A 26,219-nucleotide genomic window follows, 5' to 3' on the forward strand; every position below is an offset into this window, starting at 1 on the left:
GCCTCCTTAGCTGATTTCCTGCTGCGTGGTGCAATGGATGCCGCCACCGCCCGCCGCAATCGGATCGATATTGATTTGTACGATGGCCCGTCCCGGGTAGAGCTGCGTGTATTGCTGCCTGGCCCTGGCATCGGCGTTGGCATCGCCAAATTCCGGGATGAAAATGGCAGACTTGCTAGCATAGTAATTGATATAGCCGGCCGCGAAACTGTTTTGATTATTGCCTGGCCGAATCTGGCCGGGGCCATCGATCACCACGATCTGCAGCGGCATATTGTCTGCATCGGTGGCGCTGCGCAATATTTCCAGATGGCGCCGCGTCAGCGCGTAATCGTACGAGTCCTGGTACATTTCACGGTGGGCCGCCACTACGCCGGGGCGCACGAAGCGGGCGTAAAAATCGGTATGGGCATCCGTAATATCCTTGTTCATGACGCCAGGCAGCCAGATCACCTTGCGTATGCCCAGCAAACGCCGCAATTCCGCTTCGCAATCGGCCTTGCTCCAGCCCGGATTGCGGTTGCTGTTGAGCACGCAACTTTCCGTGATGATGGCCGTCCCCTTGCCATCGACTTCCAGCGCGCCGCCTTCCAGCACCAGCCGGGTGGACAGCAGCGGCACCTGCGCCTGGCGAGCCACGATGTCGGCCACCTGGCCGTCATGGCCGAACTGCTGCTTGTTGCCCCAGCCATTGAAATTGAATTTGACGCCGGCGCGTGCGCCATTCGGTCTGCGCACGAACACGGGGCCCGTATCGCGCATCCACAAGTCATCGAGCTGGGCAGGGATCAGGTTGATCCTGGCATCGAGCAATTGCCGCGCACTGTCCATGTCAGCCTGCCGCACCAGCATATTGACGGGTTCATATGCCACGATGGCATTGGCTATGCGGGCCAGCGCCGCTTGCACCTGCGGTACCTGGGCGCGGGTCCAGATGGCGCTGGAAGCGCCGTAAGCCATCCAGCTTGCCTTGTGGCTTTCCGCTTCATCGGGCATGCGCCAGCCATCGGTGTCGCCGGTTCCCGTGCCGCCGCCATTATTGACGGGCGGCATGACGTTAGCTGCTTCTGTGGCGCCACCGCCGCAGGCCGCCAGCAAGCCGCCGATGGCCAGCGCGCTACCGCCGGTCATGCAATGGCGTAAGAAAAATCGACGTGTGTTCATGAGGTATCCCTGATTCGCTGAAGTAGACAGACGCTATTGTCGGCGGCTCTGGATATGAGAACAAATGATATGATTTGCCTTAATTAATTAGGTTTTCTCATATGTCAGAACATCGCATCCCTTCATTAAAATTGCTGATGGGCTTTGAGGCAGCGGCCCGCCATGGCAATTTTTCGCGCGCAGCCGACGAATTGCACGTCAGTCAGTCCGCCATCAGCCACCAGGTGCAGCAGCTGGAAGAGCAAATCAAGCAGCCCCTGTTTCGCCGCGCCGGGCGGGGCGTGGAGCTGACCGTGGCCGGGGAAGTCTTGCTGGCCAGCGTACAGCGCAGCCTGACCACCTTGCGCAGCGGCCTGGGGCGTATCGCAAGCTATCTCGATCCGGGACTGGTGGTGCTGGTGTGCCCGGCTCCCGTGCTGCAAGGCTGGCTGCAGCCCCGGCTGCGGGCGCTCGAAGCGCTGCTGCCTGACTTGTGCCTGCTGCTGTCGGTCGATGAGAGTGCCCGTTTTGTCGATGAGATCGACGTCGATATCGCGATTGGCGACCGGCCCATCTTGCAGCCAGGGTTGCAAGAAATGCCCATGCTGCGCGATGAATGGCTGATGGTGGCGAACGCTGAACTGGCCGCGCGGCTCGCTGGCGTGCCGCAAGAACAGCACTATCTGCACGCCGATTTGGTTTGCCTGGAAGAAAGCCTGACCGGCGATGCCACGGCGCCCTTGTTCCTGGGGCCGCTGGCGCGCTTTCGCAAGCGGGCTATTTATGACGACAGCCGCCTGTTGCTGGACGCTACTCTGGACGGGCGCGGCATTGCCTGCCTGCCGCGCCTGCTGGCAGACGCCAGCCTGATGCGTGGCCAGCTACATGTCTTGCCCGATTATCCACGCATTCCCGGCGCTACCTGGTGGTTGTCGGGCGTTGCCGGCCAGCCGCGTTCGGCGATAGTGTCGCAGGTGTTTCAATGGTTGCAAGGGCAGGCCCAGTTTCAAGTTATCGCTCAGCAATAGCATGAAATGCTATTCCCGGTGGGCACGGCAAGGGGGGATGTGGCCCCCGACATTGCAGTGGTTGACATCACCGTTTCCAGCCGCAGAGCTGTTCAAATCCCCGGGCCGGGATGGCATAGCGCAAGCGGATATTTCTGCCTCCGACCTGGCGCGCTCGCTGGAGCGTAGCTTGATGACGTCCAGGGGGGGCGCGCATTCTCGGTCCGCTTTCGTCCCGCCATTACATTGCAAAAGAGCCTGAACGTCTGTTCAAGCGCGAATAACGGCAGCAAGCATGGTTTCTAACGAGGCTCGGCCTTGGCCAGCCGCAGCGCATACTGGCGGCAATGTTCGAGATAACTGGCTTCGTGGCTGGCGATCAGCTGCAGCACGCTATTCCACAGCCAGCCCGGAATCGGGTCGGCCGCGTCGCGGTCCATCTGCAGTTGCTTGATCCAGTGCATGCCGGTCGCCCAGTCCATCTGCCGCGCGTGCGCGCAGCCGACCACATACGCCAGGTAGCTGGCCGTGCTGGCCGCGTCGTCCACGCTCAGTTCGTCGATTTCCAGTTTCAAATCCTGCGGCAACAATTCGCGGACAAAAATGCCCTTGCCCAGGAAGCGCTGCGACAAGGTCCGCTCGCCCAGGGCGGGCGATAAATGGCGGGCGCCGGCCACCACGCGCTTGGCGTTGTCACGCGGCATGCTGGCGTGCGGGTAGTGCACTGAGGTCGCTTGCACGGCTTCCTTGATATCGATCAAACAGTATTCGCCATCACCCAGGCCCAACAGTGCGGCATACCGTAATAAACCCAGCGAACTGCAGCCTTTGACCCAGTAGGCGGCGTCGATGACTTCCAGCCTGGCCTTCTTGCTGCGCGATTTCAGGCGCGTCACCAGCGAGCGCATGTCCGAGGTCTCGCACAGTTCGGCAATCGCTTTCTTTTCTTCCTTGGAAATCGGCCAGAAATTACGTCCCATGGGAATGATGGGACGGGTTTCCAGGAAGCGCTCGGTTGCCAGCTCCTTCCATGAGCGCTGCTCTGCGCCGCGCATGGCCGATTTCACGACGGCGGGGCGGGGCAGGGCCAGTTGCAGTTCGCCCGGTAAAAAGGCAAAGGCATAACCATCGAGCATATGCTGCAACATGCGCGCCGTCACCACGCCAGGCAGGGAGGAACCGCGCGCGGCCGTCGCCAGCGACAACGCCAGGCGCACCAGGTCGTGCGCGGGGTTGCCGATCACGCTCTGGTCGAAGTCGCGGATCTGCATTTCCAGGCTGCCATCGAGGCCGGCCAGCGGCCCCAGGTTGCCCAGGTGGCAGTCGCCGCAAATCCAGATGGCCGGCCCTTCCGGCAAGCTGTGGCCAGGCTGGGCTTGCAGCCATTCATAGTACTGGGCCGTATTGCCGCGTACATAAGCATGCGGCGAGCGCGCCATCTTTGCTTCGCGCCGGTCCAGCAGCAACTGGCGGCGCTGTTTCGGTGTCGGGAGTGTGGCCAAGGTGCGGTCCTTTCTGATGAGCTTGCCCCATACTATGCTTCTTCGCATGATTCCGTCGTGAAACACTTAACAGTGCAACAATTTTATCCGTGTCAAACTGCACTTATTTCTTATTTGGACATCAAACATGGACCTGAGCCAGCACGCCGCCGTCGTCAATTGCGAGGCTTATCGCGATGGCAAAAAAATCGAACATTTCGACATCGACAAGGTGGGCGATTTCCTGGTCGACAGCGCCTGCTTCGTCTGGATCGGCCTGGCCGCGCCCGACGGGGCCGCCATGCAGGCGCTGCAAGCGGCCTTCGGCCTGCACGAACTGGCTGTGGAAGATGCGCAAGGGGCGCACGAACGGCCCAAGCTGGAAGAATACGGCGACACTTTGTTCATGGTCCTGCACACGGCCAGCCTGGAAGCCGGCGCCATCGTGTATGGCGAAACGCACGTTTTCCTCGGTTGCCGCTTCATCATCACCGTGCGCCACGGCCCGTCGGCAGGTTACGCGAAACTGCGCGAACGCAAGGAAAGCGTACCCGGCAAGCTGGCCAGCGGCCCCGGTTACGTGCTGTATTCCATCATCGACTTCATCGTCGACCAGTACCAGCCCTGCATCGACCATTTGCAAGCCAGATTCCAGCAATACGAACAGCAGCTGTTCCAGCCCAGCTTGTCCGAAGACAAGCTGCAGGATTTTTACCAATTGAAAACGGAATTGCTGAAACTGGACGCCGCCGTCAATCCCCTGCATGAAATCTGCACCCAGCTGATCCGCTTCCACGGCGATATCGTTCCGAAGGAAAACCGCATCTACTACCGCGACATTCTCGACCACGTCAAACGAGTGACGCACACCGCCGGCCAGATGCGGGAAATGGTCAACTCCGCCATGCAGGTTGCGCTAGGCCAGATCTCGATCCGCCAGAACGAAGTGGTGAAACGCCTGGCCGGCTGGGGCGCCATCCTGGCCGTGCCCACCATGGTCTTCAGCCTGTACGGCATGAACTTTGAATTCATGCCGGAATTGAAGTGGCGGGGCAGTTATCCGGCCGTGATCGTGGGGATTATTGCGGGATGTTATTTCCTGCATCGCAGGCTGAAGAGGGAGGGGTGGTTGTAGGGGGCGATCGTCATTTGTTGCAATCACTTCCCCAAGTCCACTGCCGTAGAGGAGTAGGCATTCATTCACAGCGCCTGGGAAAAGCGAGGCAGGGATTATTTTGCCGGCCTCACCTTGTGCAAGCGCCATATCAAGCAATCTTATCAATGCGTGCTGTTATTTAATAGGCGCCAGTGCTAAAACTGAATGCATTGGTTCCGGTTGATTTGAAATCGTAGGACGAATTTTTTATGAAAATAGTCTACGGCGCCTAACAAAACCGTAGTAAGCGGATGGGAGTTGTGTCTGAGAATCAGCAGGCTATGTCATTACCCAATCAACGTAGCGCCGCTACTGCTACTGCTACTGCTACTGCTACTGCTACTGCTACTGCTACTGCTACTGCTACTGTACAGCGCTGACTCTTAACCAACCGGATTGTGGCGGCAAATTGCCGTGCAAATTTTTTCTCTTGCCCTGTCATTTCTATCGTTTTCTTCCTCTTCTTCTTTTTGCAGCGCCTTCAGTTTTTCTGCCTCTTTCTCCTCTTTTTTCTTCGCTTGAATGGCCTTTATCCTGGCTTCATGCCCTTCGCTCAAGTTGGGTGGCAATGGACTGAGTACACAGCGCCTGAGGCATTCCGCTTGCGTAGTGGGTATTTGGGCATCGGCTATCAGGGGAAGCAGTGCAGACGCGACAAGCGTGAGTAATACATAGTTCTTCATAATAATTTGAAATAATTTCTAATAACTGGATTGAAGCATAATTATTTCAAAATTATTTCTGTTGCGTATGAATATCAGGCAGCAGCGCTGCCATCGCGTTATATTCTATGCTGCCTTTTTCCTAAAAATCAGTCGCTGCGTCCGTTTCCCCGACGATGCACTGATTACGTCTTCCTCGAACACCACATCGCATGGGCCGTTGGCCGGCACGGTCACCAGTTCCCGCTCAAATGCGGAATAAAGCCGGCCAGATTTGTCGCGTTGCGACGCCTGTTCCGTCACCCGCCAGCTGAGGTAGAGGGTGCCGCCCGGAACCAGTAAGGCGATCAGCGTGCTGACGGCATCGCTGATGCTGGCCGGGTCAAGATGCATGATCACGGTTTCGCACAGCACGTTCTGGTAGCTGCCGCGTTCGAGGCCATCGAGTGCGGGCAGGCTGGCTTGCTGGAAGGTGATGCCGGGATACGCCGCCCGCGCTTCATCGAGCAGACCTTGCGAAACATCGACACCGATAGCCTGGAAGCCATTATCAAGCAGCCACGCGGTATCGCGGCCGGCGCCGCAGCCGATGTCCACCGTGAGTCCTGGCGAAAAGTATTGCTTCAACAACGCGTACATATCGCTGGGCGCATCCTGTTCGCGCCAGTCGCGGGCATAGGCGGCCGCCTGCTGGTTGTAGGCCGTTAAGGTTTCTATATCCATGCAAGTGCTCCTGTGATGGTGGACTGTTCGTCCCCATGATTATCGCAGCTTTTCAGTCTGGAAAAACGTATGTCAGGTAGCCGGACTGGGCAGTGCTGCGAGGCATTCGAGAACGCGTTGCCAGTCATGAAATATCAATATCGCATCGTGCTGCCAATGATATGGCTATGGCTACAAACGGGCCTGATGGTGCCGGGCCGACGAAGAGGGGAGCGTATGCCAATATACATAGGTGCTATCATGAAGGCATTCCAGGCGACTTCCGTGCGCTGGCAGCAAGGGGGCGACAACTGGTTTGATGTTGAGCTGAATTTTCCCCAAGGAATTGTCCAGATTGCAGCGGAGGTGGTGCTTGATCCAGGCTCTGGCACCCTGGCCTTATTTGACATCGCCATCTATGCAAAAGATGAAAAGAATTTTTGCATTGGCTCGGCGGGAAGTGCGCTGCGGGAAGCGATGACAGATTTAAAGAGGGTGGCGCAAGGGCAAGGATATTTCATCGTCAATATTACCGGGCAGCGGGTGGAACATAGCTCGTCTGCACGCCCCGGACATGATGTCGATATTCGCTTGTGAACAGCAGGAGGTCGCTATGGTTACGTTTTCGTATGAGCAACTTTTGAGCAAGCTGGAAAGCCTGGACTGTACGCCAGACGAGGCGCAGCTTCATCTAAGGCATATGCATGCTTCCATCGTGATGGCCATCAGGGTGACGCGTGCCGTTTATGGCATGTCCATGGGGGAGGCCAAGAAGATAGTGGATCGCCATCCCGTCTGGATGGCCCAGTCTGCTTTAGGGAGTGAAATTCAGGCAAAAGCCATTGCAGCGGCAGGAGAGTTATTACCTCTGTGACCAGGATGTCCATGGTAATGCCGTTTGCGCTCAGTATGACTTTTACTGAGCAAGCGGGATAGGTGGCTTTGATTCATCGCTGCCTGTCCCTGTCATGCTTCCTTGCTGATCGTCAGAAGATATACCTCACCGTCCCCAGCACATTCCTGGGCGCGCCAAACGTGATGTTGTTGAACACGTCGAGCTGGTTGGCGTAATAGCGCTTGTCGAACAGGTTATTCACGTTTATTTGCAGCGACAGCTGGCGGCTGATGTCGTAGCGGGCCATCAGGCTGGCCACCGCGTAGGCGTTCTGGCCCACGTCGACCGGCTTGCCGGTGCCAGGATTGGTCACGCTGGTGTAGCTGCGGCCTTCCCAGTTCACGCCGCCGCCGATGGACAGTTTTTGCCAGGCGCCGGGCAGGCGGTATTTGGTGTACAGCTTGAACAGCTTGTGCGGGTACATGGTGTTGATGTCCTTGCCGCCGGCGTCTTTGGTGGTGAACTGCGTCCAGCTGATACTGGCGTTCCAGCCTGGCGCCAGGTCGCCGCTCACTTCCATTTCATAGCCCTTGGTGGTCGCGCCATCGATCGTGACGTACGCCTGGTCGCGCGTGTTGGGCACGAAGGTGTCGCCGTCGGCGATGGCAAAATTATCCTGCTTGATGTGGAATACGGCGAAGGCGGCATTGACCTTGCCATCCAATAGTTCGCCCTTGATGCCCGCTTCCGCGCTCTTGCCCTTCAATGGTTCTACATACACGCCACGCCGGTCGCGGTAATCCTGTGGGTCGAAGGTGTCGGTATAGCTGGCGTACAGCGAGGTTTGCGGTCCCAGGTCCCATACCAGGCCGGCATACGGCGTGACCACGCCCTGGTGGCGCTGGGAATAGGCCACTTCCGTCCACACGGACTGATCGCCGTCGCGGCGCCAGTTGGTGACACGGGCGCCGGCGATCAGTTTGAGCATGTCCGTCAGTTGCAGCCGGGTCACGCCGTAGGCGCTGGTCTGCGTGGTGTGGGTGCTGCTGCCGACCTGCTGCGGGTCCCAGGCCGGTTCGGGATAGGCGCCCGTCCAGGCGCGGAAGTCGCCGATGGGCGGCGTGAACGTAGGATTGCTGACCAGCCAGCGCATGGTGTATTCGCCATGCAGCAGGCCCATCGCCAGTTCGTGCTGGCGCTCCAGTAAAGTGAAAGGCCCCACGGCCGTCAGGCCTACGTCCGTCTGGTGCTGGTCGGCGCCGTAGCCGATCAAAAAGGCATCGAGGCCCAGGCCCGTGTTCCGGTCCAGGCTGCCGCTGATCCAGTTCAGGTACTGGTCGCCGGTATTGCTGCGCCGGGTGGCCGTCGCCTGCCATTTCCAGCCATTCGCCAGCCGGTGTTCCAGGGTGGCGAAGACACTGCGCTGCTGCGTATCCCAGCGGTTCCAGTCGGCTGCCGTGGTGGCCGAGCGGTCCCAGTGGGTCAGCCCGCCATCCGTATAAAAGATGGGCAGGCCGGCCCACTGGTTGCCGCGATGGTGGTCGCGCTGGTCGCTGGCGCCCACGCTCAGGCGGGTTGCCGCATCGAGGTCGGCATCGACCACGGCGTAGAACAGGGCCTTGTTGCCCGTTTCCAGGCGGATGAAACTATCGTGTTCTTCGGCGCTGACGACCACGCGGCCGCGCACGGAGCCATCCTGGTTCAGCGGGGAGCTGAGGTCCAGCACGCCGTCGTGGCGGCCCCAGGAACCCAGCCCCAGGCTGGCCGAACCGGTGAAGGTCTTGCTGTCCGCATGCTTGCGTATCAGGTTGATCGAGGCCGACGGGCTGCCCGTTCCATTCATCAGGCCGGTGGCGCCGCGCACGATTTCCACCCGGTCGTAGATGGCCGTGTCGGCCTTGGCTTCGCCCGCATCATTGCCGGGCATGGGCACGCCGTCGATCTGCAGCTTGTCGATTTTAAAGCCGCGCGCGGAAAAATAGCCGCGCACGCTATCGATTTCCTTGGCCGAGACGCCTGGCGCGTTGTTGGCGACTTCGAATACGGACTTCAATGCCTGGTCGTCCAGGCGTTCGCGCGTGATCAGCGAGACCGATTGCGGCGTATCGCGCAGCGACAGGTTCAAGCCCGTGGCGGCCGTGCTGGCGCTGCTGGTGTAGGAGCCGCTGCCTTCCGTGCTGTTTTGCGCACCGGCCGTGACGACGATAGGGGCCATGGTTTGCGTGTCTGTGCTGCTTTGTGCCTGGGCGTTGCCGGCGGCGAGCAGGCCGGCCAGCGCCAGGTGGATGGCCATGGCGCCGGGCCGTAGGGAAAATGGTAGGGGAGTGGACGAGATAGGCATATGGTTTTAATTGAGAATAAAAATCATTCTCAATTGTAATTAACAGTCATTATTTATGCAATCGGCAATGTCCATCCGTCATCCAGGCGTCGGCAAACTGTCTATTTTTCCCAACGCATGGTCTCGATGGCGTTCACGACGGCCGTCTCGTGCTCGATAAAGAAATCGCTGTGCGACGCGTTACTGATGGTCAGCACAGTGCTGCCGGGCAGGGCGTTGGCGATGCGCTGGCAGTCCGGCCCGTGCATTTGCGGATAGATCCTGAGCCAGGCGCGCGCGTCGGCAAGGTCGCGCGCAGTGGCCTGCGCTGTAATCCAGGGCATCATGTCGGGCAAAGTGGATGGTTGCGCGACGATCACCAGCGCTGGCGCGCGCACGGCGCGGTAGTCGGGTGACAGTGTCCTGGCGCCGGCCGCCATGGCCAACGCTATTGCCGCCGGCGTATTGGCTCGTACGCTGCCGTCGGGCAGGATATCGAGCGTGTCGCGCCAGTACGCTTCCATGACTGGCCACCACTGTTTATGGATGCGTTTGGCGTAGGCGAGCGAGGCGCTCATCGACGCCAGGTCCGCCGCTTGCGGTTCCGGTGCATCCGTGATCGGATTTTCTGGTATTGCTTCCCCTGTCCAGACGATATCGCGCGAATAATCGTAAGTCGTATCGAGATACACGATGCCGCGCACGCGCTGCGGGTGCCTGCCCGCGAACAGCGTGACTTCATTACCCGCGATGGAATGGCCGGCCAGGATGACGCGATTAATTTTCAAGGCATCGAGCACGGCCAGCAAATCGGCGACCAGGGTGGCGGGAGCGTAGGTAGCGTCGCTGGCGGGCAGCGGCTTGCCCGATTGCCCGTAGCCGCGCCGCGTGATGGCCAGCACGCGGTGCTTGCGCGCCAGCGCGGGCGCCAGGCTGTCGAAGGCGTGCGCATTGCCGCCCAGGCCGGCCAGCAGCACGATCACATCGTTATTGTCGCCTTTGCCAGAAGTCCAGTCGCGTACATGTAAGGTCACGCCAGCGCCGACGGCGATGCTGCGGTCAGTGACGGAAGGTGTGCGTAGCTGGCCGCCACAGGCAGTCAATGCTGCCAGTGCGCCCATGCTCCATATCAAACGCCGGCGGGTGTCGTCATGCTTGTTCATGCTGGACTCCATATAGTCAGGGAAAAAGATCAGTATCGGCAGCAGGCATGAAGGCGGCATGAGGTCCAGCTGAAGAGTGGATGAAGGTAAAAAAGTGCTTTGACACTTTTTCCAGAAGTGGATAAACTATCTGAATGAAAAAATCCAAAGTCGATACCGTTCCCGTGCGCAGCGCCGAACAGGCGCTGCTGCTGGAGCAGATCAAGCAGGTGGCCGAAGGCCTGGCCAAGACGTTTGCGCCATTTTGCGAAGTGGTCGTGCATGATTTGCTCGAACCGCAGCATTCGGTGCTGGCCATCCATAACAATCTGTCGGGCCGCGAAGTGGGGCAGCCGACCACGGAACTGGGGCTGGCGCGCATCCTCGACCCGGCTTTTCCGCAGGTGGTGGCTAACTATCCCAACAAGTTTGCCGATGGCCGGCAGGCCAAGAGCACCTCGATCGGCATCAAGGATGGCGACGGCAATTACATCGCCGCGCTGTGCATGAATGTGGACCTGACCCTGTTCCAGGGTTTTCAAAGCGCCATCGGCCAGTTCGTCGCCATCGACAGCGACAACGCCCCCCGGGAAACGCTGGACCCGGCCGGCGCCGACGCCTTGCGCGCGCGGATCGACCAGTTTGCCGCCCGCCTGGCCGCCACGCCGCGCACCCTGAAAACCCCGGCTCGCAAGGCCCTGCTGGCCGAATTGCGCGAGGCGGGCCTGCTCGACGTGCGCCGCGCCATGGAAATCATCGCCGAACACCTGGGCGTGTCGCGCGCCGCCGTCTATACCTACGCCAAACCATGACAAATACACTTCATACCACTACCCACGCCGCGCGCCTGCTGCTATTGAACGCCGCCGCCGTCGCCACGCATTTGCAGCCCGACGCCGTGCTGGACGCCGTGCGCGAGGCCTTCGTGCTGCATAGCCGCGAGCAGGGCCGCATCTTCCCCGTGATCCGCGAAGCGCTGGCCACGGGCGGCACCTTCGGCATCAAGGCGGGCGATATCCCGGCCGAGAACGTGCTGGGTTTCAAGGCAGCCGGCTTCTGGCCCGGCAACCGCGCGCTGGGCGCCGAGCCGCACCAGGCCACCATCATGCTGCTCGACCCGGCCAGCGGGCGGCCCGTGTGCATCGTCGATGGCAATGCGATCACTACGGCCCGCACGGGTGCGGCCGGCGCGCTGGGCCTGCAGCTGCTGGCGCGCCCGGACAGCGCCACCTTGTGCGTGTTCGGCACCGGCGTGCAGGCGCGGGTGCAGGTGGACTATGCGCTGCGCGTGCTGCCGCAGTTGCGGCAAATACGCTATGTCAGTTCCTCGCGTCAGGCCAATGCGGTTTTCGAGGCGTCTTTTGCGGACCGCATCGCGATCGAATGCGCGCTCGATGCCGATGACGCCGTGGCGGCAAGCGACGTGGTGATCACGGCCACGCCGGCCCGCGCGCCGCTGTTTTCAGCCAGTGCCGTACAACCGGGCACCCATATCAATTGTGTGGGCGCCGATACGCGCGGCAAGCGCGAACTGCCGGCAGGTTTGCTTGAGCGCGCGCGCCTGGTGGTGGACGATACGACGCAGGCGCGCCAGATCGGCGAGCTGCAATGGGCGCCCGAGCTGCCGTGCGTGACGCTGGGCGATGTGCTGGACGCCAAACAGCCATGGCAGCGCGCCGCACACGACATCACGCTGCTGGACCTGACGGGCCTGGCCCTGCAAGACCTGACGGTGGCCCGTCTGATCCACCGGCAGGCGCTGCTTGCTGGTACCGGCATCGATATTTCCTGGCCCTGGTAAAACCGGCTTCCGATTATTTTTATTGAAAAGCGAGACCCCATGCAGACCCTGACTCTTCCTACCTATGCCGATGTCGCCGCCGCCGCCGACCGCATCGCCGGCCACGCCCACAAGACGCCCGTGATCACGTCGCGCACCGTGAACGAGGAATTCGGCGCCGACGTGTTCTTCAAATGCGAAAACCTGCAGCGCATGGGCGCCTTCAAATTCCGTGGCGCGTATAACGCCTTGTCGCTCTTCGACGAGCAGCAGCGCCGCGCCGGCGTCGTGGCTTTTTCGTCGGGCAACCATGCACAGGCGATTGCCCTGTCGGCGCAATTGCTGGGCATCCCGGCCACCATCATCATGCCCGAGGATGCACCGGCCGCGAAAATCGCCGCCACGCGCGGCTACGGCGGCAACGTGGTGCTGTACGACCGCTACACGCAAGACCGTGAGCAGATCGGGCGCGAGCTGGCGGAAAAGCAGGGCATGACCCTGATCCCGCCGTACGACCACCCGCACGTGATCGCCGGCCAGGGCACGGCGGCCAAGGAACTGTTCGAGGAAGTGGGGCCGCTGGACGCGCTGTTCGTTTGCCTGGGCGGCGGCGGTCTGTTGTCTGGTTCGGCCCTGGCCACGCGCGCGCTGGCGCCTGATTGCAAGCTGTATGGCGTGGAGCCGGAAGCGGGCAACGACGGCCAGCAATCGTTCCGCTCGGGCCAGATCGTGCACATCGATACGCCCAAAACCATCGCCGATGGCGCGCAGACCCAGCACCTGGGCAATTACACCTTTGCCATCATCCAGCGCGACGTGGACGATGTGCTGACGGTCAGCGATGCGCAACTGGTCGAACGCATGGGGTTTGCCGCCTCACGCATGAAGCTGGTGATCGAACCGACCGGCTGCCTTGGTTTTGCGGCCGCGCTGCAGATGAAACAGCAGCTGCGCGGCAAGCGCGTGGGCATCATCCTCAGCGGCGGGAATGTGGATATGCAGCGCTTTTGCGAGTTGCTGGGTACTGCCTGAGTGGGGAGGGGATAGCCTGGCGGGCAGATGCCCGCCAGGTTTGTCAGCGACTTATTTATGCAGCAGCGAACGCTTGCGCGCATAGCCGAAGTAAATCACCAGGCCGATCAGCAGCCAGACGCTGAAGGCGATCCAGGTGACCAGGCTCAGGTAGCTCATCAGCATGACGCAGAACAGCACGGCCAGGATGGGGATCACCGGCACGCCGGGGCAGCGGAAGGCGCGCGGCAGCTCGGGGCGGGTCTTGCGCAGCACCAGCACGGCGATGGCGACCAGGGTGAAGGCGGCCAGGGTGCCGATGTTGATCAGCTCGGCGAGGATGTTGAGCGGGATCAATGCGGCGATCAGGCCAAACACGATGCCGACCATCCAGGTGGCGAAGAACGGCGTGCGGAAGCGCGGGTGCACGGTCGACAGGCGCTGTGGCAGCAAGCCGTCGCGCGACATGGCGAAGATGATGCGGGTCTGGCCGAACGCCATCACCAGGATCACGGTGGTCATGCCCAGGATGGCGCCCAGGTCGACGAAGAGGGCGATCCAGTTTTCGCCGGCATATTGCAGGGCCAAGGAGACTGGATGGTCGACGCCGAGGAATTTTTGGTAAGGCACGATGCCGGTCATGATGGCCGAAACGATCACGTACAGCACGGCGCACACGGCCAGCGAACCGATGATGCCGATTGGCAAGTCGCGCGATGGCTTTTTCACTTCCTCGGCGGCCGAGGTGACGGCGTCGAAACCGATAAAGGCAAAGAACACCAGCGCCGCGGCGCTCAGCATGCCGTGGTAGCCGAACGGCATGTAAGGCTGCCAGTTGGCGGGCTGCACATGGCGCGCGCCAAAGACGATGAACAGCAGCACCACGCCGATCTTGATGGCGACCATGATGTTGTTCAGGCGGGCCGATTCGCGCACGCCCCAGCCCAGCATGGCGGTCAAGGCCAGCATGATGCACAGCGCCGGCAGGTTGATCCAGGTCGTCACGCCGGGCAGCGCACCGGGCGCGGCCGTCAGCTCGACGGGCAGGACAATGCCCATGCCCGCTAACAAGGACTGGAAGTAGCCGGACCAGCCCACGCAGACGGCGGCCGCCGCCAGGCCGTATTCGAGCAGCAAGTCCCAGCCTATCATCCAGGCGGCCAGCTCGCCCATGGTGGCATAGGTGTAGGTATAGATGGAACCGGCCACCGGCACGGTGGAAGCGAACTCTGCATAGCACAGCGCCGCGAAGCAGCACGCTACCGCGGCCACCACAAACGATAGCGACAGCGCGGGGCCGGCCGTCAGCGCACCGGTGCCCGTCAGCACGAAAATGCCGGTGCCGACAATCGCGCCTATGCCCATCAAGACCAGGTCGAACGGCCCCAGTACTTTTGCCAGCCCACCCGGTTTCTTGCTGTGGGCAATCATGTCATCCAAATTCTTGGTTCTAAATAAGCTCACTGTCTCTCCTGATTCCTGCTGCTGTTGTAGTTTTAGGCGTCGTCGGTCCTGCCTTGTGGGCTGCGCGGCGCTGCCTGATTCTAGCCCAGGCCGCCATCATTCTAGAAGCAAATCTGTCGCTGGCGCGATACGGTATGTCACGTAGCGTGGTGCCAAACATGAAAAGTGGCAGGAATCACCACGATTTTGACGTGGCAAGCTCATGCTTTTGGATTCCTTGCCGTAATAGCTGCCAAGGGAACAGAATGCCTGCTTGCCGGGTATTTGGTATAAAAAATTAAAGTGATGCAAATCTTATTCATGAAAACATACCTTAATGGAAAGGCAGGGCGATGACCTCGATCTCGGCACTCTCCAGCTGGAATACCACGCCCACGCCCACGCCGTCGTCGGGGCCGGCTTCCGGCGCAAACCGGACGGATACGTCTTCCTCGGCTTCCTCGGCGGCCTCGCCCTCGACCATTGTTGCGCTCAGCAAGGACGCTGATGGCCCCGTGATAGTGCCGTCGCCGCCGGCGTGGGAGCGCGCCCCCGGCGACGCCGTCAGCCGGGTGATTTCCAGGAACATGAGCGCGTATGGCAGCGCGGGGCGCTTCAGCGGCCTGGGCTCTGCGCTGCTGAGCCAATTCCAGGCGGGCGTGACGCATTATTCGCAGTCGGTGCAGCAATCGCCGCCGCGCGTGCAGGGCGCCACCTATGGCGCGGTCAGCGCGTTGCAGCCGGCCTCCCTGCATGGCAATGGCGAAGACCAGATGAGCTTGACCATCACGACGAAAAGTGGCGTGGAAGTCAAGCTGTCGCTCGATAGCCAGGGCGATGGCCTGGCCGTGCAGATGAGCAACAGCGGTGAGCTTAGCGATGAAGAGTCGAAGGCGCTGGCCGGATTGTCGGATGCTTTCCAGAAAGCCATCGATGGCATGACGCAAAGCACGCCCAAGCTCGATCTGGGCGGTTTGATGCAGTTTGACCAGACCGTGCTGTCGTCCGTGAACCTGCATGCCCAGGTCCAGCTGCCTCACGGCCAGGAAGGCGTGCAGACGCTGGACTTCAAGGTCGATGATACGCAAAGAAAAATCAGTTTTAGCGGCGCGGCCGGCACGCTGGACCTGAAGGTGGACCCCAGCCAGGCCGTGACCCTGGGCAGCAAGGGCCAGCAGGCCAAGGCGCTGGCCAGCTACATGAAGCAGTTTGACCAGGCGGCTACGCGCGGCCAGGGCGACGCTAACCTGATGGCCATGTTCAAGGATGGTTTCAGCGCCTTGCACAGCAATATCAGCGCGCCGCAGGCCGATTCCGCGTCGGCAGCGTCGGACAGCAAATGGCGCCTGGCGCCCGGTGACAAGGCCATCCTGACGGGCCTTGCGGACTTCAGCGCCTCGGTAGCGCAAAAAGTGGCCTACAGTAACCCCATGCGTTCATCGGAGAAAGATACGTTTAACTATGATGTAGCGCAAAAGACCAGCTTGAGTGGCAGCCAGGACAACCGTTCGATCCGCCAGGAGCAGACCACGAAGCTGAGCGCCAGCTACCACCAGTCGCTGGTGCCGAATGTGCCGCTGAACCTGACCACCGATTCGGCATCGCAGAACTACACCTTTCACCAGATCGAGGATACGGCCACCAGCGTGGCGCAAGTGGGCTACAAGGATGGCAAGCTGGTGCGCGCCAGCCTGGAGCAAACGTCCAGCCAGTCGGCGCAGGTACTGAAGTATTTCCTGGGCAAGCTGGAGTCGGACAAGACCACGCCCGGTGGCGGCCACGTGCAGCGCGACCTGATGCCGATACTGGGGCCGTACAGGACCGGTGAAGTGGGCCTGAACGACGAGCAGAAAGAGCAGCGGCGCCAGCAGGCATTACTGAGCCTGGGCGACGATGTGCTCTTGCAGTCTTATCCCGGCCAGATCATGACCAGCTAAAGTAAAACGGCCCGTCTTCTGGCGAAGACGGGCCGTTCTTTTGTACGTCAAACCCGGTGTCAGCTCACACGTTTGCTCTGCTTGATCCAGTAACCGAGGCCCAGCGCGGCCAGCCAGACGGGGATCAGATACACGGAAATGCGCAGGCCCGGCGTCAGGTACATGATCACCAGGATGCCGGCCAAAAAGGCCAGGCACAGGTAGTTGGTGAACGGGTAGCCCAGGCTCTGGAAGGCCGTGCTTTTACCCTCGCGTTTTTTCTGCGCGCGGAAGCGCAGATGGATCCAGCTGATCATGGCCCAGTTGATGATCAGGGCCGATACCACCAGGCCCATCAGCACTTCAAACGCCTCGCCCGGCATCAGATAATTGATCACCACGCAGGCGCCCGTCGCCAGCGCAGACACGCCCAAGGCCACCAGCGGCACGCCACGGCGATTCACTTTCAGCAGCGCGCGCGGTGCATTGCCTTGCTTGGCCAGCCCGAACAGCATGCGCGTATTGCAGTACACGCCGCTGTTGTAGACCGACAGGGCGGCCGTCAGCACCACCACGTTCAGGGCCGTGGCCACCAGGTTGCTGTCGAGCGCATGGAAGATCAGCACAAACGGACTGCCGCCCGTGACCACGTTTTGCCATGGGTACAGCGACAGCAAAATGCCCAGCGCGCCGATGTAAAAGATCAGGATGCGGTAGATGGCCTGGTTGGTGGCGCGCGGAATCGAAGTGCCCGGATCATCGGCTTCAGCGGCCGTGATGCCCACCAGTTCCAGGCCGCCAAATGAAAACATGATCACGGCCATGGCCATCACCAGGCCTTGCCAGCCATTCGGGAAAAAGCCGCCATGCTGCCACAGGTTGGCCACCGTGGCTTGCGGGCCGGCGTCGCCCGAGGCCAGCAGCCAGGCGCCGAACAGGATCATGCCGATGATGGCGACCACCTTGATGATGGCGAACCAGAATTCCATCTCGCCAAACGCCTTCACATTCAACAGGCTGATGGCGTTGATGACGCCAAAGAAGACCAGCGCCGAGACCCAGGTCGGCACGCCCGGCCACCAGTACTGCACGTAGATGCCGACGGCCGTCAGTTCGGCCATGCTGACCAGCACATACAGCACCCAGTAGTTCCAGCCCGAGAGAAAACCGGGCAGGTGGCCGCAGTATTTGTCGGCGAAGTAGCTGAAGGAGCCGGCCACCGGCTCATCGACCACCATTTCTCCCAGCTGGCGCATGATCAGGAAGGCGATCACGCCGGCGATGCCATACCCGAGCAGCACGGAAGGGCCGGCCATCTTGATGGTTTGCGCAATGCCGAGGAAAAGGCCGGTGCCGATGGCGCCGCCCAGCGCGATGAGCTGGATGTGGCGGCTTTTCAGTCCCCGCTTGAGCTCATTGTGTTCAGTAATCCCGGCTGCCGTCATATAGTTTTGTCCTGATTCGCGGTGGTAAGGCCAGTGATTCTAATGCAAGAGCGCACAAAGCAGCAGGGAAATGCATGTTGCACTGCGGTGTGTTGTATCCCTTCATCCTGCCTGTATGATTTGGCTGCAGGGCGCGCTTAGGCGCTTACGTCTGGAATCAAGGAGAACTCGATGAATGCAGCACAGCGCAGCCATGTGCAAGGGATAGGCCTGGGCTTTTTGGCCGGTTATGTCGACACCCTGGGGTTCGTGGCCCTGTTTGGCCTGTTTACGGCCCATGTGACGGGTAACTTCGTGCTGATCGGCGCCATCCTGGCCAAGGATGCGCATGGTTCGATCGCCTTGAAACTGCTGGCCTTTCCCGCTTTTATCCTCGGCGTGGCGGCGGCGCGCCTGCTGACGGTGGTGGCGGAACGGCGAGGTGGTGGCGCTTTGCGCCTGGCGCTGCTGATGGAATGGATGCTGCTGGCCGGCTGCATGGCCTGCGGCATGCTGGCCGGTCCCTTGACGGAGATGACGCAGGCCGATGCGCTGGCGATGGCGGCCGGCCTGTTCGGCGCCACGGCCATGGGTGCGCACAGCGCCATCAGCCGTTTGCAATTATCGCATCTGGCGCCGACGTCGATGATGACAGGGAATGTGACGCAACTGGTGATCGATACGGTCGACGTGTTGCGCGGCGCGGGCGATGCGGCCACGCGCGCGCGTTGCGTCAAGTGCCTGTGGCCCTTGCTGGGTTTTGCGGCAGGCGCCGGCATCGCTGCCTTTGCCTACCTGGCGCTGGGTTTTGCCGCGCTGGCGCTGCCACTGGTCATACTGGCCCTGCTGATCGCCATGGAACCGGCGCGCAGCAAGGCCACCGTGGCTTAGGCTTGCTGCAGCAGCTCTTTTAATACCGTTTCCAGCCCGATCTTACCTTTGATGGTAGTGTGTTCAAAGCAGATCCAGCCTTCGTTGAAGCCGTCGACCATGCGCATGCGCGGCGTGGGATTGAGCATGCTCTGGGCGTGCAGGCGTGCTTCCCAGCTATCGCGTGGCACGGCGCGGGCTGTCACCTCGCGGCCTATCAGGCGGCCGAGGGTGGCGGCGATATCGTCTGGCGACACGGTGTGCGGGCCTTCCAGTTCCACCACGCGCTTGCCCTGCCAGCTTTCCTGCAGCAGTGACGCCGCCGTGGTGCCCACGTCACGCGTGGCAACCATGGGAATGCGGCGCGAGGTCGGTTGCAGCATGCTGTCGATGCGGCCATCGCTGCGCGCACCGGGTATATCCCAGACGCTGTTTTCCATGAACCAGCCGGCGCGCAAAAAGGTGACTGGCATCGGCAGTTCGCCCAATGTCCGTTCCATATTGCTCAATTGCGTCAGCAGGTTGTGCTCGGTGGCCTGGGCGCCCACGGTGGACAGGACCACCACGCGCTGGGGCCGGGCCACGCGCAGGGCCTTGTCGAGCGCCGTGATGACGGCGCGCGATTCGGCAAAGTCCGGCGATGGATCGAAGGTGGGCGGCAGCAGCACGAATACGGCTTGTGTGCCTGCAAACGCCTGCGTCAGCGCCTGCGCATCGTCCATGTCGGCGATGGCGATCTCGCAGCCGGCCGCCTTCCATGGCGTGGCCTTGCTGGCGTCGCGCAGCACGGCGCGCACGGGCAGGCCGGCGGCCAGCAAGCTGCGGGCGACGGTGCCGCCGACTTTTCCAGTGATTCCGGTAATGGCGTACATGATGGTTTTCCTTGTCAAGTGATGAAATGTGCAGCCATTGTGCGGCAGGCAGTTTCATTTTGCGATAACATGGATGGCATTAGATTCATGACGAGATCGCACTAATGGGAGATGCTGATGCGAGGCTTTGACGAGCGCCTGTTAAATGGCATGGGGGTGTTTGTGGCGATCGTCGATGCAGGCAGCCTGGCCGCCGCCGGCGACCAGCTGGGCATGTCGCCGCCGGGCGTGAGCCGCGCGCTGGCCCGGCTCGAGGGCAAGCTGGGCATACGGCTGTTCGACCGCACCACGCGCAAGATCTCGCTGACCGATGAGGGGCGGCGCTTCCACGCCCAGGTCACGCCCCTGATCGCGGGGCTGGAAGAGGCGGCAGCTACCGCCTCGGGCAGCGCCACGGCCGTGCGCGGGCGCTTGCGCGTGAATGTCGACCCGTTTTTTTCGCGGCTGGTGCTGGGGCCGCAGCTGGAAGCGTTCATGGTGGCCCACCCGCAATTGCAGCTGGAACTGATCACGCGCGATCAGTTGGGCGACATGGTGGGCGACGGCATCGACCTGGCGCTGCGCTTTGGCCCGCCCCGGGAGTCGAGCCTGGTGGCCCGCAAGCTGCTGGAAACGCGGGTGCTGACGGTGGCCTCACCGGCATATTTGCAGCGCAAGGGGCGGCCGTTCGTACCAGAGGAACTGGCCAGCGGCGGCCACGAACTGATCGATTTTCGCGACCCGCAAACGGGCCGGCCGTTTCCCTGGGAATTTCACCGCAAGCGCAAGCGCATCACCATCGATACGCCGGGGCGCCTGCTGCTGAACGATGCGGGCACCTTGCTCAGCGCCTGCCTGGCCGGCTATGGCGTGGCGCAGATCATGCTGCTGGGCAGCGAGGCGCTGCTGGCAGAGGGCAAGCTGGTCGAGCTGTTTGCCGACTGGCCCGACGAGCATTTTCCCCTGTACGCGCTGCACCCGTCGCGCCACCATCCACCGGCCAAGACGCGCGCCTTTTTGGACTTTGTCATGGCGCTGCTGGCGCCTTGAGCTGGTTTGTGACGATGGCCGGCTCGTATACGGCCAGGAATTCCGGCGGCATGCGGCGCGCGCGGCCGCTGCTCAATTCGATGCAGACCAGTTCCCAGCGCCCGCGCACGATGGTGGCGCCGTCGCTGTTGCGTATCAGCTGGAAGCGCCGCTCCATGCTCAGCTTGCCATCGCTGGCGCACAGCCAGGTGGCCAGGGTCAGGGTCTCGCCGGCACGCGTGGGCAGCAGGTAGTCGTATTCGCCGCGGCGGATGGCCATGGCCCGGTCCAGGCGCCGGTAATCATCGAGGTCCAGCCCCAGCGCCGCCGAGTGGTGCCAGGCGATATGCTCGCACCAGCGCACATAGACGGCGTTGTTCGTATGCTGCAAGCCGTCGATATCGTCCGGCTGCGGCGTCACGCCCAGGATGTGCGGATGCGGATAATCCCAGTTCAAGCTTGCTCCTGCGCCGCCAGCTGCGCCTGCAGCGCGGCGACGATCAGCGCATGGTCGTCCGCCTGGGCCAGCCCCGACACGCTGACCGTGCCGACCAGGCCCACACCGCGTATCAGCAGGGGGAAGGCGCCGCCGTGGCCTGCAAATTCCACGTCGTCCAGGTATTTCACGTCCTCGAAGGCGGCGCCCCGGTTTTTATAATAAATGCCCATGTAGTAGGAGCTGCGGCAATAGCGGTTGACGGTATTGTTCTTGCGGCGTATCCAGTCGGCCTGGTCCGGCGTGGTGCCCGGCATGGCGTAGTGGAACAGCACCTGGCTATTGCGCGTGATATTGACGACGACAGCCTTGCCGCGGCGGCGCACTTCCTCGACGATCCACAGGCCCACGGCCAGCGCCGTGTCGTTGTCGAAGTGTGTAAATTGCAGGGTTTCTTCCTGCTGGACCAGGGTATTGAGTAATTCCGCGTAGTTATCCATTGCCGTATCGTGAAAATAGCTAAAAGCGTTACTGTAGCCTAAAGCAGCGGCTGCGCGCACGCTACAATGGCGCTTATGAATTTCTCCCTGTTCGACGATGACGATATGCCGCCCGGCGGGCCGCAGCCCCTGGTGCCCGGCGCCACGGGGGCGACCTTGCTGCGCGGCTTTGCGCTGCCGCAGATTGGCAGCCTGCTGGCAGCGATCGATGCGGTGACAGCAGCGGCGCCGCTGCGCCATATGACCACGCCCGGCGGCTTGCGCATGTCGGTCGCCATGAGCAATTGCGGGCCCTTGGGCTGGGTCACGGATGGCCGTGGCTACCGCTATGCGCAGCATGACCCGGCCAGCGGCTTGCCGTGGCCGGCCATGCCCGCGGTTTTCCAGGAACTGGCCGGGGAAGCGGCGCAGGCCGCCGGTTTTCCCGGCTTCGTGCCCGACGCCTGCCTGATCAACCGCTATGCACCGGGCGCACGCATGGCGCTACACCAGGACAAGGATGAATCCGATTTCGCCGCGCCCATCGTTTCCGTTTCACTGGGCTTGCCGGCCACCTTCCTGTTCGGTGGCGCGGCCCGTGCCGACAAGGCGGCCCGCATCGCGCTATTCCATGGCGACGCGGTGGTGTGGGGCGGGGCAGACCGTTTGCGCTACCACGGCGTGGCGCCGCTGAAGGAGGGGCAGCATGCACTGCTGGGCGCGCAGCGCATCAACCTGACGTTCCGCAAGGCGCGCTAAGGCGCCGGTCCAGGTCGAGAATTACCTGGTACAGCACGCGGGCGCCATCGAGCAGCTGCGACGGTTCTATCCATTCTTCGGGGCAGTGGCTGCGCCCGCCCAGGCAGGGGATGAAGATCATGCCGACCGGGCCGGTGGGCGCCACATACACGGCGTCATGGCCGGCGCCGCTGGGCATGCGCATGCTGGCGTAACCCAGTCTGGCCGCCGCGCCGTCGATGGCGTCCATCACCAGCGGCGCGCAATCGGTGGGTTGCGAGCGGCTGACGGTCGACATCTCCACCGTCAGGCGCAGCTGCTGCAAGCCATCGGCCACTTCCGCCATCAGCGCTTCGGGAAAGGTCTCGAGCACGCCGGCGTTCTCGCTGCGCACTTCCATCATCATCTCCACCATGCCCGGCACGGCGTTCGAGGCGTTGGGCGTGAGCGACAGACGGCCGATGGTCGCCACCACATAATGCGGCTTGCCTGACAGTTCGGCGGCGCGGCGGTTGGCCGCATCGATGATGCGCGCCGCGCCCACCAGCGCATCCTTGCGGATATCCATCGGCGTGGTGCCCGCATGGTCGGGCTGTCCCCGCACCACCAGCGAGACGCGGCGGATGCCGACGATATTGGTGACGGTGCCGATCGGCAGGTCCCGCGTTTCCAGCACCGGGCCTTGTTCGATATGCAGTTCGACAAAGGCCGCCGTGCTGCCTGCCGCCCGCAGCGGCCGGCTCAGGTTTTCAGGCTGGCAGCCTATCCTGCGCATGCCTTCGGCCAGGGTTTCGCCATCGGGATTGCGGGCGGCCAGCATCTCGGGCGGCAGGGCGCCGGAAAAGGCGCGGCTGCCGATGCACGAAATGCCGTAATCGCTGGGTTCTTCGGACAGGAAATCGATCACTTCGAACGGGTGCTCCAGGGCGATGCCCTGTTCATGCAGGGTGCGCGCCACCTCGATGCCGGCCAGCACGCCGATGATGCCGTCGAAGCGGCCACCCATCATCACCGTGTCGCAGTGCGAACCTGTCACCAGCGGTGGGCGCGGCGTGGCGCCGGCGCGCGCGGGCAGGCGTCCCACCAGGTTGCCGCCGTCATCCTGGTGCATCTGCATGCCGGCGGCGAGGAATTCTTCGCGCAGCCAGGCGCGCGCTTCCAGGAACAGGGGAGAAAAGGCGCGCCGCGTCCACGGCACGCCGGGCAGGGTCATGCGCGACAGGGTTTCCACGCGGGCCCACAGGCGCTCGGCGTTCAGGGGCGGAAAAGGGATGCTGTTCATATGGGTTTTCCAGGTAAAGAGGTTCAGGCGGCGCGCGGACGCAAAAAGGTGCCATCGCCGGCCTGGTTGACGATGCCGGCGCCGTCAAACACCAGCTGGCCACGGCAATACGTGGCGGCCACGCGGGCAGTAAATTCGCGGCCTTCGAAGCTGCTCCACTGCACCGCCGACAGGCTGTGCGCCGGGTCATGGCGGTAGCGTTCAGGCGCGACGATGACGATGTCGGCATCCATGCCCACTTCCAGCGCGCCCTTGCGGTCGTCCAGCAGGAAGTGGCGGGCCGGATTGCGGCACAACTGGCGCACCACCATCGATGGACTGATGCCATGTTCCTCGCAGCCGGTCCAGAAGGCGGGCAGCAGGGTTTCCAGGCCGGGGCCACCGGAGGCATTCTTGAAGATGTTCGGGTTGTCCTTGCGCTCCAGGCCCCAGCTGACGTGGTCCGACGAGACGAAGGTGCAGGCGTCGCGCGCGATGTGGGTCCACAGCAGGTCCACCTCGGCTTGCGGGCGGATGGGCGGATAGTGCTTGGTCCTGGCGCCAAAGCGGCGGCTGTGTTCTTCGTGGTTCAGCATCAGGTACTGGATGCAGGTTTCGATGCTGGCCCGGTGGCCGGCGGCGCGGTACATATCGCACAGTTCAAAGCCGCGCGAGGTGGAGACGTGCACGGCGTGCGCGCGGGCGCCCGTCTCGGCGCCGATTTCATAGATCATGGCCGTCGCCAGGTTTTCGATCAGCGGCGTGTGCGCGCGCATGAAGGCGTCCCAGCCCGTGTCGCCCTGTTCCAGCATGCGGGCGATATTCTTGCGCGTCAGCTCCTGCATCTGGTTATGCACGCCGCAGACCAGGCCAGACGGCGCGATCAGGCGGAACGCTTCATACAATTGATCTTCCTCGACGCGGGGAAAGCGTCCCGGCGTCGCTTCAAAGGTGGAAAACTTGAAGGCGCACACGCCGCCCTCGATCAGGCCGGCCGCCGCCTGCAGGCCGTGCTTGTCGTTCAGGGTGCCGAACAGGCCCGCGTCCACGTGGCAGTCGCGCTCCACTTCGGCGATCTTTGCGTCGAGCTGGGCGCGCGAAGCCACCGGTTCCGGGTCATCGTAGGGCATGTCGACCATCACCGTGATGCCGCCGGCCGCCGCCGCGCGCGAAGCGTGGCCCAGCCCTTCCTGGCCGGCCTGGCTGCCCGCATGCACTTGCCCATCGACGGCGCCGGGCAGGATCCAGCGCCCGCCAGCGTCGTGCATCTGCCTGCCTTGCGGCGCGCGCCCCGTGCCGCGCGCGGCCAGCTTGCCATCGCGTACGCCCAGCCAGCCGTTTTCCACTACTTTATCGGCGTCGACGATATTGCCGGACACCACCAGATCGAATTCGCTCATCGTTGCACCGCTCTCCATGATTGACGATGGATGAAAGTGTAGGACGGCCAAGCCAAAATGCCTTATGCTTAAATATACGATCCAATTAACATGATGTTATAGGTGTGCCTCCCGTGAAACTCAATCTGCGTCAAATCGAAGTCTTCCGCGCCATCATGCTGAGCGGTTCCATCAGCGGCGCCTCCAAGCTGCTGTACGTGTCGCAGCCGGCCGTCAGCCGCTTGATTTCCTACACCGAGCAGCGTCTGGGCCTGCTGCTGTTCCAGCGCATCAAGGGCCGGCTGTATCCGACGCCGGAAGCGCGCCGCCTGTTCGAGGAAGTGGGCGCCGTCTACCAGAGCGTGCAGCGGGTCAACGAGGTGGCGGAAAACCTGGCGGAAAACCGCATCGGCCAGCTGCGCATCGCCAGCAGCCCGAACCTGGGCCAGTCGCTGATGCCGCGCGCCGTGGCCATCTTTTGCGAGCGCTATCCCGAGGTGCGTATCGTGCTGCACACGCTGATTCCCAGCGTGATGCTGCAAAGCCTGCTGACGCACGAGGTGGAACTGGGCGTGACCTATATGCCCGTCACGCATCCCAGCCTGGCCGTGCGGCCCCTGTACAAGAACCGCATCATGGCGGTGGTGCCGCAAGAGCACCGCCTGGCGGGGCGCAGCAGTATCACCACGGATGACCTGGCCGGCGACCGTTTTGTCGGCTACAGCAGCGACATTCCATTCGGCCAGCTGGTGCAGCAGATGTTCGGCAACGAGGAGCAGCGCCCGCAGCCGCGCATCGAAGTGCAGCAGGCGCATGTGGCCTGCGCCATGGTGCAGGCGGGCGTGGGCGTGGCGCTGGTCGATGAAATTACCATCAGCGGCCCGATCTGGTCGAAGGTGGTGGCCATTCCCGTCGTGCCGATCGCCAGCGCACCCGTGAATGTGTACCACATCGAACTGGAACCGCTGTCGCGGCTGGCGCAGGAATTCATCGCCATCCTGGAGTCCTTGCGCCAATAGCCGCGCGGATTATTGTGCCAATACGGTGCACGGCTTGGGGCCGGGCCTGCACCGCCATGTGCCACGCCATAGCGGGGCGGCATGCACCATCAGATGGCATTAACGCGATGTTATATGCTCATCACAAAATGTAAC

At 62.3% G+C, this 26,219-nt stretch carries 26 protein-coding genes; 12 read left to right on the forward strand and 14 right to left on the reverse strand.

Annotation, left to right across the window (positions count from 1 at the left end; genetic code table 11):
- Nucleotides 1-6 precede the first annotated feature (6 nt).
- Complete coding sequence (locus ACL9RI_RS10985) at nt 7-1,164, reverse strand: agmatine deiminase family protein (protein ID WP_422726606.1); 1,158 nt, start codon at nt 1,162-1,164, stop codon at nt 7-9.
- A 101-nt stretch (nt 1,165-1,265) separates the two neighbouring features.
- Here ACL9RI_RS10985 and ACL9RI_RS10990 point away from each other — a divergent pair, with 101 nt between their 5' ends.
- Nucleotides 1,266-2,171 carry a LysR family transcriptional regulator gene (locus ACL9RI_RS10990; protein WP_422726607.1) on the forward strand — a complete coding sequence of 302 codons (906 nt, stop codon included), beginning with the start codon at nt 1,266-1,268 and terminating at the stop codon, nt 2,169-2,171.
- A 281-nt stretch (nt 2,172-2,452) separates the two neighbouring features.
- On the opposite strand, the gene ACL9RI_RS10995 is transcribed toward ACL9RI_RS10990, so the two are convergent.
- The gene (locus ACL9RI_RS10995) at nt 2,453-3,652 is read right to left on the reverse strand and encodes a DUF2252 family protein (RefSeq protein WP_422726608.1); all 1,200 of its coding nucleotides are present in this window, start codon (nt 3,650-3,652) and stop codon (nt 2,453-2,455) included.
- Nucleotides 3,653-3,779: 127 nt separating this feature from the next.
- On the opposite strand from ACL9RI_RS10995, the gene ACL9RI_RS11000 reads away from it, so the two are divergent.
- Nucleotides 3,780-4,766, forward strand: a complete 987-nt coding sequence (locus tag ACL9RI_RS11000; protein ID WP_422726609.1) for a magnesium and cobalt transport protein CorA — start codon at nt 3,780-3,782, stop codon at nt 4,764-4,766.
- A gap of 404 nt (nt 4,767-5,170) precedes the next feature.
- On the opposite strand, the gene ACL9RI_RS11005 is transcribed toward ACL9RI_RS11000, so the two are convergent.
- Both ACL9RI_RS11005 and ACL9RI_RS11010 read right to left on the reverse strand, forming a co-directional pair.
- Nucleotides 5,171-5,470 carry a hypothetical protein gene (locus tag ACL9RI_RS11005; protein ID WP_422726610.1) on the reverse strand — a complete coding sequence of 100 codons (300 nt, stop codon included), beginning with the start codon at nt 5,468-5,470 and terminating at the stop codon, nt 5,171-5,173.
- A 105-nt stretch (nt 5,471-5,575) separates the two neighbouring features.
- The gene (locus ACL9RI_RS11010; protein ID WP_422726611.1) at nt 5,576-6,172 is read right to left on the reverse strand and encodes a class I SAM-dependent methyltransferase; all 597 of its coding nucleotides are present in this window, start codon (nt 6,170-6,172) and stop codon (nt 5,576-5,578) included.
- A 126-nt stretch (nt 6,173-6,298) separates the two neighbouring features.
- Between ACL9RI_RS11010 and ACL9RI_RS11015 the strand changes: the two genes are divergently transcribed.
- Together ACL9RI_RS11015 and ACL9RI_RS11020 are read left to right on the forward strand one after the other, a co-directional pair.
- Nucleotides 6,299-6,748 (forward strand): hypothetical protein, encoded by a 450-nt coding sequence (locus ACL9RI_RS11015; RefSeq protein WP_422726612.1) that lies wholly within the window; start codon nt 6,299-6,301, stop codon nt 6,746-6,748.
- Between the two features lie 16 nt (nt 6,749-6,764).
- The gene (locus ACL9RI_RS11020) at nt 6,765-7,025 is read left to right on the forward strand and encodes a hypothetical protein (protein ID WP_422726613.1); all 261 of its coding nucleotides are present in this window, start codon (nt 6,765-6,767) and stop codon (nt 7,023-7,025) included.
- Between the two features lie 112 nt (nt 7,026-7,137).
- Here ACL9RI_RS11020 and ACL9RI_RS11025 read toward each other — a convergent pair whose 3' ends face one another.
- The gene (locus ACL9RI_RS11025; protein ID WP_422726614.1) at nt 7,138-9,327 is read right to left on the reverse strand and encodes a TonB-dependent siderophore receptor; all 2,190 of its coding nucleotides are present in this window, start codon (nt 9,325-9,327) and stop codon (nt 7,138-7,140) included.
- Between the two features lie 101 nt (nt 9,328-9,428).
- A complete protein-coding gene (locus ACL9RI_RS11030) occupies nt 9,429-10,469 on the reverse strand; it encodes an alpha/beta fold hydrolase (protein ID WP_422726615.1) in 1,041 nt (346 codons plus the stop codon).
- Between the two features lie 134 nt (nt 10,470-10,603).
- Here ACL9RI_RS11030 and ACL9RI_RS11035 point away from each other — a divergent pair, with 134 nt between their 5' ends.
- From ACL9RI_RS11035 to ACL9RI_RS11045, 3 genes are read left to right on the forward strand one after another with little or no spacing between them, the layout of a single operon-like run.
- Entirely contained in the window at nt 10,604-11,260 is a 657-nt protein-coding gene (locus tag ACL9RI_RS11035) for a helix-turn-helix transcriptional regulator (RefSeq protein WP_422726616.1), read from the forward strand.
- Nucleotides 11,257-12,249 (forward strand): ornithine cyclodeaminase family protein, encoded by a 993-nt coding sequence (locus ACL9RI_RS11040; RefSeq protein WP_422726617.1) that lies wholly within the window; start codon nt 11,257-11,259, stop codon nt 12,247-12,249. The genes ACL9RI_RS11035 and ACL9RI_RS11040 overlap by 4 nt, the downstream gene beginning before the upstream one ends.
- 39 nt (nt 12,250-12,288) lie before the next feature.
- Nucleotides 12,289-13,260 carry a threo-3-hydroxy-L-aspartate ammonia-lyase gene (locus ACL9RI_RS11045; protein WP_422726618.1) on the forward strand — a complete coding sequence of 324 codons (972 nt, stop codon included), beginning with the start codon at nt 12,289-12,291 and terminating at the stop codon, nt 13,258-13,260.
- A gap of 51 nt (nt 13,261-13,311) precedes the next feature.
- Here the strand turns inward: ACL9RI_RS11045 and ACL9RI_RS11050 are convergent, their stop codons facing one another.
- Nucleotides 13,312-14,703 carry an amino acid permease gene (locus ACL9RI_RS11050; protein WP_422726619.1) on the reverse strand — a complete coding sequence of 464 codons (1,392 nt, stop codon included), beginning with the start codon at nt 14,701-14,703 and terminating at the stop codon, nt 13,312-13,314.
- Nucleotides 14,704-15,016: 313 nt separating this feature from the next.
- Nucleotides 15,017-15,181, reverse strand: coding sequence for a hypothetical protein (locus ACL9RI_RS11055; RefSeq protein WP_422726620.1), 165 nt, complete (start codon nt 15,179-15,181; stop codon nt 15,017-15,019).
- 16 nt (nt 15,182-15,197) lie between these two features.
- Between ACL9RI_RS11055 and ACL9RI_RS11060 the strand changes: the two genes are divergently transcribed.
- Complete coding sequence (locus ACL9RI_RS11060; protein ID WP_422726621.1) at nt 15,198-16,619, forward strand: hypothetical protein; 1,422 nt, start codon at nt 15,198-15,200, stop codon at nt 16,617-16,619.
- Between the two features lie 59 nt (nt 16,620-16,678).
- On the opposite strand, the gene ACL9RI_RS11065 is transcribed toward ACL9RI_RS11060, so the two are convergent.
- Nucleotides 16,679-18,043, reverse strand: a complete 1,365-nt coding sequence (locus tag ACL9RI_RS11065; RefSeq protein ID WP_422726622.1) for an amino acid permease — start codon at nt 18,041-18,043, stop codon at nt 16,679-16,681.
- 171 nt (nt 18,044-18,214) lie between these two features.
- Here ACL9RI_RS11065 and ACL9RI_RS11070 point away from each other — a divergent pair, with 171 nt between their 5' ends.
- Complete coding sequence (locus ACL9RI_RS11070) at nt 18,215-18,913, forward strand: YoaK family protein (protein WP_422726623.1); 699 nt, start codon at nt 18,215-18,217, stop codon at nt 18,911-18,913.
- Here the strand turns inward: ACL9RI_RS11070 and ACL9RI_RS11075 are convergent.
- Nucleotides 18,910-19,764 carry an NmrA family NAD(P)-binding protein gene (locus ACL9RI_RS11075; RefSeq protein WP_422726624.1) on the reverse strand — a complete coding sequence of 285 codons (855 nt, stop codon included), beginning with the start codon at nt 19,762-19,764 and terminating at the stop codon, nt 18,910-18,912. The two genes, ACL9RI_RS11070 and ACL9RI_RS11075, sit on opposite strands and share 4 nt — an antisense overlap.
- A 117-nt stretch (nt 19,765-19,881) precedes the next feature.
- Between ACL9RI_RS11075 and ACL9RI_RS11080 the strand changes: the two genes are divergently transcribed.
- The gene (locus ACL9RI_RS11080) at nt 19,882-20,793 is read left to right on the forward strand and encodes a LysR family transcriptional regulator (RefSeq protein WP_422726625.1); all 912 of its coding nucleotides are present in this window, start codon (nt 19,882-19,884) and stop codon (nt 20,791-20,793) included.
- Here ACL9RI_RS11080 and ACL9RI_RS11085 read toward each other — a convergent pair.
- Entirely contained in the window at nt 20,771-21,229 is a 459-nt protein-coding gene (locus ACL9RI_RS11085; protein ID WP_422726626.1) for an acyl-CoA thioesterase, read from the reverse strand. The genes ACL9RI_RS11080 and ACL9RI_RS11085 overlap by 23 nt on opposite strands.
- Nucleotides 21,226-21,708: a heme-degrading domain-containing protein gene (locus ACL9RI_RS11090; RefSeq protein ID WP_422726627.1), complete on the reverse strand. Its 483-nt coding sequence runs from the start codon at nt 21,706-21,708 to the stop codon at nt 21,226-21,228. Before ACL9RI_RS11090 ends, ACL9RI_RS11085 begins: the two co-directional genes overlap by 4 nt.
- Before the next feature lie 75 nt (nt 21,709-21,783).
- Here ACL9RI_RS11090 and alkB point away from each other — a divergent pair, with 75 nt between their 5' ends.
- Nucleotides 21,784-22,446 carry a DNA oxidative demethylase AlkB gene (alkB, locus tag ACL9RI_RS11095; RefSeq protein ID WP_422726628.1) on the forward strand — a complete coding sequence of 221 codons (663 nt, stop codon included), beginning with the start codon at nt 21,784-21,786 and terminating at the stop codon, nt 22,444-22,446.
- On the opposite strand, the gene ACL9RI_RS11100 is transcribed toward alkB, so the two are convergent.
- Nucleotides 22,418-23,707, reverse strand: coding sequence for a Zn-dependent hydrolase (locus ACL9RI_RS11100; RefSeq protein WP_422726629.1), 1,290 nt, complete (start codon nt 23,705-23,707; stop codon nt 22,418-22,420). The genes alkB and ACL9RI_RS11100 overlap by 29 nt on opposite strands.
- Before the next feature lie 23 nt (nt 23,708-23,730).
- Nucleotides 23,731-25,086, reverse strand: a complete 1,356-nt coding sequence (locus ACL9RI_RS11105; protein WP_422726630.1) for a dihydroorotase — start codon at nt 25,084-25,086, stop codon at nt 23,731-23,733.
- A 113-nt stretch (nt 25,087-25,199) separates the two neighbouring features.
- Between ACL9RI_RS11105 and ACL9RI_RS11110 the strand changes: the two genes are divergently transcribed.
- Nucleotides 25,200-26,084, forward strand: coding sequence for a LysR family transcriptional regulator (locus tag ACL9RI_RS11110; RefSeq protein WP_422726631.1), 885 nt, complete (start codon nt 25,200-25,202; stop codon nt 26,082-26,084).
- The last annotated feature ends 135 nt before the right edge of the window (nt 26,085-26,219 follow it).

It is taken from the genome of Janthinobacterium sp. Mn2066, from assembly GCF_049319705.1.
GTDB lineage: Bacteria > Pseudomonadota > Gammaproteobacteria > Burkholderiales > Burkholderiaceae_D > Janthinobacterium.